10 protein-coding genes, 1 tRNA gene and 1 pseudogene are annotated in these 11,429 nt (G+C 64.5%); 8 read left to right on the top strand and 4 right to left on the bottom strand.

What is annotated here, in order from left to right; all coding sequences use genetic code 11:
• Window positions 1-132 (top strand): annotated as a pseudogene (locus tag ACTHNR_RS01030) (RNA methyltransferase); the annotation flags it as partial.
• A gap of 194 nt (window positions 133-326) precedes the next feature.
• Window positions 327-1,130, top strand: a complete 804-nt coding sequence (gene cysE / locus ACTHNR_RS01025; protein ID WP_440545543.1) for a serine O-acetyltransferase — start codon at window positions 327-329, stop codon at window positions 1,128-1,130.
• Between the two features lie 31 nt (window positions 1,131-1,161).
• Here the strand turns inward: cysE and ACTHNR_RS01020 are convergent, their stop codons facing one another.
• From ACTHNR_RS01020 to ACTHNR_RS01005, 4 genes are read right to left on the bottom strand one after another with little or no spacing between them, the layout of a single operon-like run.
• Window positions 1,162-2,004: a UDP-2,3-diacylglucosamine diphosphatase gene (locus ACTHNR_RS01020; RefSeq protein ID WP_440545541.1), complete on the bottom strand. Its 843-nt coding sequence runs from the start codon at window positions 2,002-2,004 to the stop codon at window positions 1,162-1,164.
• Window positions 2,001-2,495, bottom strand: a complete 495-nt coding sequence (locus ACTHNR_RS01015) for a peptidylprolyl isomerase (protein WP_440545540.1) — start codon at window positions 2,493-2,495, stop codon at window positions 2,001-2,003. The genes ACTHNR_RS01020 and ACTHNR_RS01015 overlap by 4 nt, the downstream gene beginning before the upstream one ends.
• Window positions 2,496-2,554: 59 nt before the next feature.
• Window positions 2,555-3,136, bottom strand: a complete 582-nt coding sequence (locus ACTHNR_RS01010; RefSeq protein ID WP_440545539.1) for a peptidylprolyl isomerase — start codon at window positions 3,134-3,136, stop codon at window positions 2,555-2,557.
• A 39-nt stretch (window positions 3,137-3,175) separates the two neighbouring features.
• The gene (locus ACTHNR_RS01005) at window positions 3,176-3,904 is read right to left on the bottom strand and encodes a tetratricopeptide repeat protein (RefSeq protein ID WP_440545538.1); all 729 of its coding nucleotides are present in this window, start codon (window positions 3,902-3,904) and stop codon (window positions 3,176-3,178) included.
• A 196-nt stretch (window positions 3,905-4,100) separates the two neighbouring features.
• Here ACTHNR_RS01005 and cysS point away from each other — a divergent pair, with 196 nt between their 5' ends.
• From cysS to ACTHNR_RS00975, 6 genes are all read left to right on the top strand, one after another.
• Window positions 4,101-5,498: a cysteine--tRNA ligase gene (gene cysS / locus ACTHNR_RS01000; protein ID WP_440545537.1), complete on the top strand. Its 1,398-nt coding sequence runs from the start codon at window positions 4,101-4,103 to the stop codon at window positions 5,496-5,498.
• A 50-nt stretch (window positions 5,499-5,548) separates the two neighbouring features.
• Window positions 5,549-6,517, top strand: a complete 969-nt coding sequence (locus ACTHNR_RS00995) for a DNA-3-methyladenine glycosylase family protein (RefSeq protein ID WP_440545536.1) — start codon at window positions 5,549-5,551, stop codon at window positions 6,515-6,517.
• 96 nt (window positions 6,518-6,613) lie between these two features.
• Window positions 6,614-7,585 carry an acetyl-CoA carboxylase carboxyltransferase subunit alpha gene (locus ACTHNR_RS00990; protein WP_440545535.1) on the top strand — a complete coding sequence of 324 codons (972 nt, stop codon included), beginning with the start codon at window positions 6,614-6,616 and terminating at the stop codon, window positions 7,583-7,585.
• Between the two features lie 75 nt (window positions 7,586-7,660).
• The gene (gene tilS, locus ACTHNR_RS00985; protein ID WP_440545533.1) at window positions 7,661-9,178 is read left to right on the top strand and encodes a tRNA lysidine(34) synthetase TilS; all 1,518 of its coding nucleotides are present in this window, start codon (window positions 7,661-7,663) and stop codon (window positions 9,176-9,178) included.
• 377 nt (window positions 9,179-9,555) lie between these two features.
• Window positions 9,556-10,806: an aspartate kinase gene (locus ACTHNR_RS00980; RefSeq protein WP_440545532.1), complete on the top strand. Its 1,251-nt coding sequence runs from the start codon at window positions 9,556-9,558 to the stop codon at window positions 10,804-10,806.
• A 140-nt stretch (window positions 10,807-10,946) separates the two neighbouring features.
• A tRNA-Ser gene (locus ACTHNR_RS00975) sits at window positions 10,947-11,040 on the top strand.
• Window positions 11,041-11,429: the final 389 nt, after the last annotated feature.

Genomic DNA, 11,429 nt, shown 5'->3' with positions numbered 1-11,429 from the left:
AAGCTCATGTCGCGGCTGCGGCGGCTGTTTGCGCGCGCGGGGCTCGAACGCGAAGAGGTCAACATCGTGCGCGGGATCGCCAAGCACATTCTGCTCAAGGCGCACGGCAGGGACGACTCGTCCTCGACCTAGACGGCGAGCGCGAGCGAACCGCCTCGCGCGGTGGAGCGCAATTCCCCTCATTCGCGCAGGGGCGATTGGACGGCTTCAGCACGATCGGCATGTTCCACATACAATCGAAGCCTCCGTCATAAGAAAATCGCCGCAGGTCATATAGGCGCCCATCGGCGCGTCTACCTCGCGGCGTTATTTCAGCGAGCCCCACCATGTTCCAGAGACTTCGCGAAGACATTGCCACGATCCGCCAGCGGGATCCCGCCGCTCGCAGTGCATGGGAAGTGCTCACGTGCTACCCGGGGTTTCACGCAATCGTCTTGCACCGCCTCGCGCATGCGTGCTGGCGTGCGCGCCGTCGCTGGCTCGGGCGCTTCATCTCGCAGGTCGCCCGGTTTCTGACCGGCATAGAGATCCATCCCGGCGCGACCATCGGGCGGCGCGTCTTCATCGATCATGGGATGGGCGTCGTGATCGGAGAAACCGCTGAAGTCGGCGACGACTGCACGATCTACCAAGGCGTGACGCTCGGCGGCACGCTGCTCACGCGAGGGGCCAAGCGCCACCCCACACTCGAGCGCGGCGTCATCGTCGGCGCCGGGGCGAAGGTGCTCGGCGGTTTTACGATCGGCGCCGATGCGAAGATCGGCTCGAACGCTGTCGTGGTGAAACCGGTGCCGGCGGGCGGCACGGCCGTAGGTAACCCGGCGCGCGTGATCATGGCGGCGGACGTCAAGCGCACGCCCGAGCGGGCCGGATTTTGCGCTTACGGCATCACGCCCAACGCCGAAGACCCGGTGTCGCTCGCGCTGCACGGCCTGATCGACCACGCGGCCAAGGAAAGCCAGCGCGTGGACGAAATCGTCGCCGCCCTCGAAAGCCTCGGTGCGAAGCTCGATGCGTTGCAGGGCGTGGACGGGGCGGCCGTGGACTTGCGGCGTCTATCGGCCGCGATTCAAGGCGCGGCCGTGGCCGATCTTGCGGTGGATCTCGAAGTTCGCGAGAGCGACGGCTAACCCCCACGGCCGCCCGTGAAGGCGCGGCGCGTCAATCCAGCGTCAGCGCGTGGATGCCTTCGGCGTCGATGCGCAAATAACCGCCGCGGCGCATGCCGTGGTCCAAGTCCCAATCGGGCAGCACCCAGCGCGTGCCGCCTCGCTCCTGATGGCGAGCGGGCTTGTGCGTATGCCCGTGGATCATCGTCGTCGTACGGCTTGCACGGAACAACGCCTCGACGCTTTCATGCGTGACGTCGTAAAGCGGCGAGGGCGGCCGGGTGCGGCCTTCCTCGCTCGACGCGCGCATGCGCTGCGCGAGCGCATTGCGCCATTTGAACGGCCAGGCAAGAAACATCAGCTGCAGCGCACGCCAGCGCGCGATGCGCCGGAAGGCTTGATATTTGCGATCGGCCGAGCACAGCGCGTCGCCGTGCGCGAGGACGATACGCGCGCCGAACGCCGTCATGACGAACGGATCGGGCAGCCAGATGGCGCCCGCGGCCCGCATGAACCGCTTGCCGAGTAAAAAGTCGCGGTTGCCGTGCATCACGTACAACGCGATACCGCGCTCGGACAGCGTATGCAATAGGGCCGCGATGCGCGCCGCGAAGGGATCGGCGTTCAGCATGTCGTCGCCGATCCAATATTCGAATAGATCGCCGAGCACGAAGACCGAATCGGCGCTGTCGGCCGTGACGCGGATGAAATGCTCGAAAGCATCGACCGTGCGTGGGATCGCTGTGCTCAGATGCAAATCGGAGATGAGCAAGAGCGGCCGCGGCGCATGGGGGCGCGTGCGGCCGTGCTCGTGCGGCACGCTGGCCTCGACGTTGCGAGGCCCCGTGTCTTGCCGCGCCGAGATGCCGGCATCTCGGATGACGCTCGTATTCAATCGACGACGACTGCTTTCTCGATGACGACATCGTCGAGGGGCACGTCCTGATGGAAACCCTTCGAACCCGTACGCACCTTCTTGATCTTCTCGACCACGTCCATCCCGTCGACGACGCGGCCGAACACCGCGTAGCCCCAGCCTTGCGGCGTGGGCGACGTGTGATTGAGGAAGTCGTTGTCGTTGACGTTGATGAAGAACTGAGCCGTTGCCGAGTGCGGATCGTTCGTCCGCGCCATGGCGACCGAACCTTTGACGTTCTTCAGGCCGTTGTTCGCCTCGTTGTCGATCGGCGCATCGGTCGGCTTTTGCTTCATGCCGGGCTCGAAGCCGCCGCCTTGAATCATGAAGCCGTCGATGACGCGGTGAAAGACGGTGTTGTCGTAGTGACCTTTCTTCACGTAGTTGACGAAGTTTTCGACCGACTTCGGAGCCTTGTCGGCGTCGAGTTCGAGCTTGATGACGCCGTGGTTCGTATGCAGTTCGATCATGATGAATTCCTTTCTAAAGTGCCAAGCCGGCGTGCGCGCGGCAGCCGGCGGGGAGAGCGTTATTGCGAAACGACGGTAGCCGACTGAATGACGACCGGCTGCTGCGGCACGTCGGCCATCGGCCCGCGCGTGGTGGTGGGCGTCGCCTCGATCTTCTTGACGACGTCCATGCCGGCAACGACTTTGCCGAAGACGGCATAGCCGTTGCCGTCGGGGTTCGGGTAGTCTAGGCCGGCGTTGTCGACGGTGTTGATGAAGAACTGGGCGGTGGCCGAGTTCGGGTCGCTCGTGCGCGCCATGGCGATCGTGCCCATGGCGTTCTTCAGCCCGGTACGGCTTTCGAGCGGAATCGGCGCGCGCGTCGGCTTTTCCGCGTAGCTCGCGGTGTAGCCGCCGCCTTGAATCATGAAGCCTTTGATCACGCGATGGAAGATCGTGCCGCTGTACTGGCCGGATTTCACGTATTCGAGGAAGTTCGCGACGGTCTTGGGGGCTTGGCTCGGATAGAGCTCGAGCTTGATGTCGCCGTCGGTTGTTTTGAGCAGCACTTGCGGGTGCGCGCCAGCGGGCGTCGTTTGCGCGAAAGCGGGAGCGTTCGCGATCAGAGCGGCGCTGCCGAGCGCCAACCAAAAGCTTTTCATGGGTGTCCTCAGCGTGGGAGAAATCGAATGGAGCCGTGCTCAGCGCGACGGCGCGATGTAAGGCTGGGCGGGGAAGAGACCGTTCGAGCCGCCGAATTCGACGCTCGGCGAATTGAGCGCCGGGGGCGTCGGCACGCTCGGTCGGACGGCCGTCTTGGCCGCGGGCGCCGCCGCGGCCGGCGAGACGATCTTGTCGATCGCCGCCACGCGCTGCGTGCTCGTCGCGCTCGCCTGGCCGAGCCCTTGCGCGCGCCGGTACGATTGCTGGGCGAGGCGCAGGTACAGGTCGCCCAGGTTCTCGTATGCGAGGCCGTAGCTCGGGTTGGCCTTCACGGCCGTTTCGAGCGCGGTGCGGGCATCCTCGTAGCGGCCATGCTTGGCATAGAGCGCGGCAAGGTTGTTGTAGGGCTCGGGCAGCTCGGGGTAAGTCTGCGTCAATTCCGTGAACTGACGGATGGCCTCGTCGTCGCGATTCAGGCGCGCGAGGACGGTGCCGCGCTTGAACTTCGCCTGCGCATCGCGCGGGTGCGAGGCGATGCGCGTGTCGAGTTCGGCGAGCGCGCCGCTCCAGTTCTGTGCGGCGATCGATGCGTCGATTTGCGGCGTGTCGTCCGCCACGGCCGGGGACGTTTGCGCATGCGCGCTCACGCTCGCGAACGCCGCGAGCGCAAGGCCGAAAACGGAGGCTGCGGCGAGGGCCGCGGTACGGTGCATGCGGCCGCTGGAAGGTTTCATAGGCTCAAGTCGGGGTGTTATACTCCGGCCCATTCTAACAAAACGTTTGCCGGTTTCCTCGAACGGCGAACGGCCCTCCGCCAGTCGTGGTCGCCTTTCGCGCCGCTCGCATCGAAGCATTCGTGGCGCAAAGGCATTCGCACCGCGCAAGCCGCTTGCGCTTCATCGCGAAATGCCGCGAAACGCGCGTCGCCCAGTGCGGATCGCTCCAGGCTCACGCATCTTCTCTATGGAATCACTGCGCATCTACAACACGCTCGCGCGTGACAAGCAAGATTTCGTGCCGCGCCGAGCAGGCGAGGTGCGGATGTACGTCTGCGGGATAACCGTCTACGACTACTGCCATATCGGCCACGCGCGTCTGTTCGTCGTATTCGACGTCGTGCAGCGCTGGCTGCGCGAGATCGGCTATCGCGTGACCTACGTGCGCAACATTACCGACGTCGACGACAAGATCATCCGGCGGGCCGTCGAGAACGGCGAAACCATCAAGGCCGTCACTGATCGCTACATCGCCGCGATGTACGAGGACGCCGATGCGCTCGGCGTCCAGCGTCCCGACATCGAGCCGCGCGCGACCGACTATATTCCCCAGATGCTCGGCATGATCGATACGCTCGTCGCGAACGGCTATGCGTATCAGGCGACGGACGGGGACGTGAATTACGCCGTGCGCAAGTTCGCACGCTACGGCGCGCTCTCCGGCAAATCGCTCGAGGACCTGCGCGCGGGCGAGCGGGTCGCGGCGAACGACGCCAAGCAAGATCCGCTCGATTTCGTTCTATGGAAGCATGCGAAGGCGGGCGAGCCCGCCGATTGCACGTGGGATTCGAATTACGGTCCGGGCCGCCCGGGCTGGCACATCGAATGTTCGGCGATGGGTTGCGCGTTGCTGGGCGAGCATTTCGATCTCCATGGCGGCGGTCAGGATCTGCAGTTTCCGCACCACGAGAACGAGATTGCGCAAAGCGAGGGCGCGACGGGCCAGACGTTCGTCAATTATTGGATGCACAACGGGTTCGTGCAGATCGACAACGAGAAGATGTCGAAGTCGCTCGGCAACTTCTTTACCATTCGCGAAGTGCTCGCGAAGTACGATCCGGAAGTCGTGCGGTTTTTCCTTGCGCGCGCGCACTATCGCTCGCCGCTCAATTACAGCGACGTCCATTTGGATGACGCGCGCGCCGCGCTGACGCGTCTGTACACGGCGCTCAAGGACGTAGCGCCGGACGCGGCCGCGCTCGATTGGAACGAAGCGCACGCGCGGCGTTTCCGGGAGGCGATGAACGACGACTTCAATACGCCCGTCGCCGTCTCCGTGCTGTTCGAACTCGCGACCGAGGTCAATCGCACGGGCGATGCCGCGCTGGCGCGTCAATTGCGCGCGCTGGCGGGCACTTTGGGCATATTGGGCCGCGAGCCGCGTTCGTTCTTGCAACAAGCGGCGGGCGCGTTGGACGCGCAAGGGCTCGATGCGGCCGCGATCGAAGCGAAGATCGCGCAGCGAGCCGCCGCCAAGCAAGCGAAAGACTACGCCGAGGCAGACCGGATTCGGGCTCAGTTGCTCGATGCCGGTGTTGCGCTTGAAGACAAACCGGGCGGGCTAACCGAATGGCGCCGCGTATGACGACCGTGCAACGCACGTCGCGCTGATCGACTCGCCAGGCAGGAGGCAAGATGGCAACGGCCAGAAAGGCGCCGGCGCGCGCTAGTCGCAAGGGCGACGTGCGCGCGACCGCAGCGGCGGCATCCGCTGAAAAGGACGACAAGGCGGCCGCTAAGCGCGCCGTCAACGCGAAGCGGCCGGCTTCGCCCCAATCCGCCGGTGCGCGCGCATCGGGCGGAGCGGGCGAATCGAAGGCTAAAGCGGCGCGTGCGACCAAGATGAACGGCGCCGCGGCGCCCGAATCGACCGACGACATTCAAGCGCTGGTCCGAGAGGGCGACGACGGCGAAATCGTGCGCAAGTCGCGCGCGGGCAAGCGCGCGGAAGCGGCGGTGCCCGTGCAGATCGGCGGCTTGGAGCCGGCGGTGACGCGCCCCGCTTATTGGGATCGCGCTTGCGCGGATCTCGTCAAGCGCGACCGCATCTTGAAGCGGCTTATCCCGAAGTTCGGCCCCGTGCATCTCGTCAACGGGTCGGATCCGTTCGTCACGTTGGCGCGCTCGGTAGTCGGGCAGCAGATTTCCGTGCAGGCCGCGCAGGCCGTATGGGAGCGCATCGAAGCGGCTTGCCCCAAGCTCGCTCCGCAGCAGTTCCGCAAACTGGGGCAGGAGAAGCTCGTCGCCTGCGGGCTGTCCAAGCGCAAATCCGACTATCTGCTCGATCTCGCGCAGCACTTCGTGTCGGGTGCGCTGCACGTCGATAAATGGATGTCGATGGACGACGAGGCGGTCATCGCCGAGCTCACCCAGATTCGCGGCATCGGTCGCTGGACGGCGGAGATGTTCCTGATTTTCAATTTGTCGCGCCCGGACGTTTTGCCGCTGGACGACCTGGGGCTCATTCGAGCCATCAGCGTCAACTACTTCAGCGGCGAGCCGGTCACGCGCAGCGAGGCGCGAGAAGTGGCGGCCAACTGGGAGCCATGGCGAACGGTGGCGACGTGGTATATGTGGCGCAGTCTCGACGGGGTGGTTGAGTAAAACTATTGATGGCGTTATATCGATAGTTTCGCTCGATTCTGGCGCAGGCACGGGCGGTTAGAATACGCGCTGCCGCAAGATTCTAGGAACGAACATATGAAAACGACCTTTCTGGATTTCGAACAGCCCATCGCGGAGCTTGAAGCGAAGATCGAAGAATTGCGCTTCGTGCAGGACGATTCGGCGGTCGATATTTCGGAAGAGATCGAGCGGTTGTCGAAAAAGAGCCAGCAGCTCACGAAGGATCTGTACGCGAACTTGTCGCCCTGGCAGGTTTCGCAAATCGCACGACATCCGCAGCGCCCGTACACGCTCGATTACGTCAACGAGCTGTTTACCGATTTTCATGAACTGCACGGCGACCGTGCGTACGCGGACGATTTGTCGATCGTCGGCGGTCTGGCCCGATTCAACGGCCATCCGTGCATGGTGATCGGCCAGCAAAAGGGCCGCGATACCAAGGAGCGCGCGGCGCGCAACTTCGGCATGCCGCGTCCCGAAGGCTATCGCAAGGCCGAGCGCTTGATGCGGCTCGCGGAGAAGTTCGGCCTGCCGATTTTCACGTTCATCGACACGCCGGGCGCCTATCCGGGCGTGGGCGCGGAGGAGCGTGGCCAGTCCGAGGCGATCGGACGCAATCTGTACGTCATGGCCGAACTCAAGACGCCGATCATCGCCACGGTCATCGGCGAGGGCGGCTCGGGCGGGGCGCTGGCCATCGCCGTGGCCGACAGCGTCTTGATGCTTCAATTCTCGACTTACTCGGTGATTTCCCCGGAAGGTTGCGCGTCCATTTTGTGGAAGAGCGCGGCGAAGGCCCCTGAGGCTGCCGAAGCGCTCGGCTTGACGGCGCATCGGCTCAAGGCGCTCGGCCTGATCGACAAGATCGTGAACGAGCCGCTCGGCGGCGCGCACCGCGACGTGAAGGGCATGGCTGCCTTGCTGCGTCGGGCGCTGGCCGACACGTTGCGCCAATTCCAAGGCATGAGCGTGCCGGACCTTCGGCAGCGCCGGTTCGAGAGGCTCATGGCCTACGGCAAGTTCAAGGAATCGCTTCCGGGCGCGTAAGCAGCCTGGAGGGGCAAACGCGGCCGAGGCCTAGCCGCCGTCCCGTTTGTCCCGCCCCGATCCCCACGCACTGACGTGAAAACTTCCGTCGATTCCGCCGCCGAGCGCATCGTTCTCGATGCGCTCGGCGGCGTGTTTTCCGGCCTCCCGCCCGACGCGGTCGTCGCCGTCGCCTATAGCGGCGGGCTCGACTCGACCGTGCTGCTCGATGCGGCCGTTCGCGTGGCGGGCGCCGAGCGTTGCGTCGCGCTGCACGTCCATCATGGGTTGAGCCCTAACGCCGATCGCTGGCTCGCGCATTGCGAAGCGACGGCGCGCGCGCTCGGTGTGCGGTTCGACGCGGAGCAGGTGCGCATTAGGCGGGAGAACGGCGAAAGCATCGAAGCCGCCGCGCGCGACGCGCGCTACCGGGCGCTCGACGCCATGTGCGCCCGGCAAGGCGCCGCGGCGCTGTGGCTCGCGCACCATGCCGACGACCAAGCCGAGACCGTGCTGCTGCAATTGCTGCGCGGCGCGGGCGTGGCCGGGCTTGCCGCGATGGCGCCGCAGCGTATCGACGAACCGTCCGCGGCGCCGCGCGTGCGGCCGTTCCTTCATTTGCTGCGCGCTCAGCTCGAGCGTTACGCGCACTTGCGCGGGTTGCGCTGGATCGAAGACGAATCGAACGCCGATACGCGCTACGCGCGCAATGCGCTGCGACACGAGGTGTTGCCGACGCTGGCGACGCGTTTCCCCGGATTTCGCGACGCGTTGTCGAGGACTGCTCGGCATGCGGCCACGGCGCAGCGCCTGCTCGACGATCTGGCGCGGATCGACATGCGCGCGATCGGGCGGGACGAGGGCGCCGCGCTGTCGCGCAAGTCGCTGACGGCGCTCGACGATGCGCGTGCGACGAATCTCTTGCGTGTCTGGATCCGCACCGTGGCGTTGCCGACGCCGTCGGCGGCGCGTTTGGGCGACATGTTGCGGCAATTGCGCGAGGCGCGCGACGGGCATGCCTTAAGCGTCATGCACGGCGGCGCTCGCTTGCGACTCTATCGAGACAAGATCTACTGGGAGAAGGGGGCGTTGGAGCTGCCTTCTTCGACCGGACGACGCGCGGCGCCGCGGGGACGCGCCTTGCAGCCCAGCACCGGGCAGCGGCCGGCGGGCGACGATCCATACGGCGATGAATTGCTCGGCGCGCGCGATGCGAAGCGGACCGAGCACCTGGCATGGCGCGGCCAGCAGGTGTGGCATCTGCCTCAATGGCGCGGGTCGCTGGTTTTCGTACCCACGACAGACGACGATATCGGCCCCGACACCGTCCCCGCGGCGCTGCTCGCCAGCGCGCCGCTTTCCGCGCGGGCGCGCACCGGCGGCGAGCGCATGCAGCGTGCGGCAGCCGGTCCGGCGCGGACTTTGAAGAACCTGTTTCAGGAGATCGGCGTGCCGGCCTGGGAGCGCGACGTGCCGCTCATCTACATCGGCGACACGCTGCTTTTCGTACCGCTCGTCGGCCTGAACAGCGCGGCGCTCAGCGATTTGCCGGCGTCGCGCCGACACGGCGAGCGCAGGCGGCTCGAATGGCGCCTGGACTTGCTGATCGCCTAGCGGCCGAAGGTTTCGCGATATTGGGCGCCGACGGCGGTGCGACTTGCGTTTCCTCGCGTCGCGCCCGATTGACACCAGTGGTTCCTTAGGCTTGTCTTTTCGCCCCCGATCAAGTACGCTCGAAGGCTCGCCCGATCCGCTTTCGCAGCCGTTTGCGCGCTTTTTGCGCATCCGTGGCCTATTCACGCGCTACCCGCGCCGGCGATAGGCAATCGCAGCAGGCGCTTCGCATCCGGGCAAATCCGCACATGCTGCACCCACGCTTTCGCAGCCATCTTTCGTCGTCGTAGCGCTCACGAGGCCGCGAGACCGAACGGCAGTCTTGCGGCGCTGCTCCGGACGCATCGGCGCGGTTTCTCTTCCAGTTCAGAACGACAATGGCACTCATCGTACACAAATACGGCGGTACTTCGATGGGCTCGGTCGAGCGCATCAAGAACGTCGCCAAGCGCATCGCGAAATGGCACAAGGCCGGGCACAAGATGGTCGTCGTGCCTTCGGCGATGTCGGGCGAAACCAATCGCTTGCTCGGTCTCGCGAAAGAGATTTCGAGCCAGCCGAGCCCGCGCGAGCTCGACGTCATTGCGTCCACGGGCGAGCAAGTCAGCGTGGGCCTCTTGTCGATCGCGCTGCAGGATATCGGCGTGGAGGCCGTGAGCTATGCCGGCTGGCAAGTGCCGATCAAGACCGACAGCGCGTACACGAAAGCGCGTATCAGCGAAATCGACAACGAGCGCGTCATGCGCGATCTCGATGCCGGCAAAGTGGTCGTCATTACGGGTTTTCAGGGCGTGGATCCCGAAGGCCATATCACGACCCTCGGCCGCGGCGGTTCGGACACGTCGGCGGTGGCAGTCGCGGCGGCGCTCGAAGCGGACGAATGCCTGATCTTCACCGATGTGGACGGCGTGTACACGACCGACCCGCGCGTGGTCGAGGAAGCGCGCCGGCTCGATCGCGTCACCTTCGAGGAAATGCTTGAAATGGCGAGCCTCGGTTCGAAGGTGCTGCAGATTCGATCAGTGGAATTCGCGGGCAAATATCGCGTGAAGACGCGTGTGCTGTCGAGCCTGACCGACCCGATGATTCCGCTCGAGGATGAAATGAAATCGGGCACGCTGATCACTTTTGAAGAAGACGAGACCATGGAAAAAGCAGTCATCTCCGGCATCGCGTTTCAACGCGACGAAGCGCGTATTCACGTGCGCGGCGTGCCCGACAAGCCCGGCATCGCCTACCAGATCCTCGGCCCGGTGGCCGATGCGAACATCGACGTCGACATGATCATTCAGAATCAGAGCGTGCACGGCAAGACCGATTTCACGTTCACGGTCGGTCGCGGCGACTATCAGCGCGCGATGGACATTCTGGTCAATCACGTGAAAGGCCACGTGAATGCCGAGGAAATCGTCGGCGATCCGCGCGTGTCGAAGGTGTCGGTCGTCGGTGTCGGCATGCGCTCGCACGTGGGTATTGCGAGCAAGATGTTCCGGACGCTGTCGGAAGAGGGCATCAACATCCAGATGATCTCGACCTCCGAAATCAAGATCTCGGTGCTGATCGACGAGAAGTACATGGAATTGGCCGTGCGCGCGTTGCACAAGGCGTTCGAGCTCGATCAAGCTTAAGAGCGGCGCTACCGTTGGCCCGTCGCGGCGGGTGGTGGGCGATGCGGTAAAAAAATTGCGCCGCATGATTTGACCTACGTAACCGTTCCCGTTATTATCTTGGTCTCGTTGCGCTGCCTCCCGGTGCAACGAAAAGTTTGGGAGACGTGGCCGAGAGGTCGAAGGCACTCCCCTGCTAAGGGAGCATCTGGGCCAAAACCTGGATCGAGGGTTCGAATCCCTCCGTCTCCGCCAGTGATGGCGGCGAAACCCCGTAAGTTCTCGGACTTACGGGGTTTTTGTTTTCTGGCGACTCGCAAAGCGACTATCAAAACGATCGGCGCTTCCACTGGCCTTCCCCACTCAAATCCGGCCGACCTCCATCGGTTCCAAAAGCAAGGATACCTCAGACGCCGGGGTGATCAGCGGCACTTGCCAGCCGGAACTGCTCTGCGCCGGTCAGGCTTCGTCGCGAACGCTTTCGGCTTACCGGCAAACGATCCGGCTTGGTTCGCGAGGCAAGGGGCACCATGCTTGGTGAGTCTGGCGCCGGAAATATTTAGAATGACGATTGCCGGCGCTTGCTAGGTCGTTGGGTGGCACAGCTTGCGTGGGCAAGCCCATCTGTCGACATGATGCAGTTG

It is taken from the genome of Trinickia sp. (assembly GCF_051954495.1).
Classification (GTDB): domain Bacteria; phylum Pseudomonadota; class Gammaproteobacteria; order Burkholderiales; family Burkholderiaceae; genus Trinickia.
Note: the sequence above shows the minus strand (reverse complement) of the source record. Positions and strands in the feature narration are given on the sequence as shown.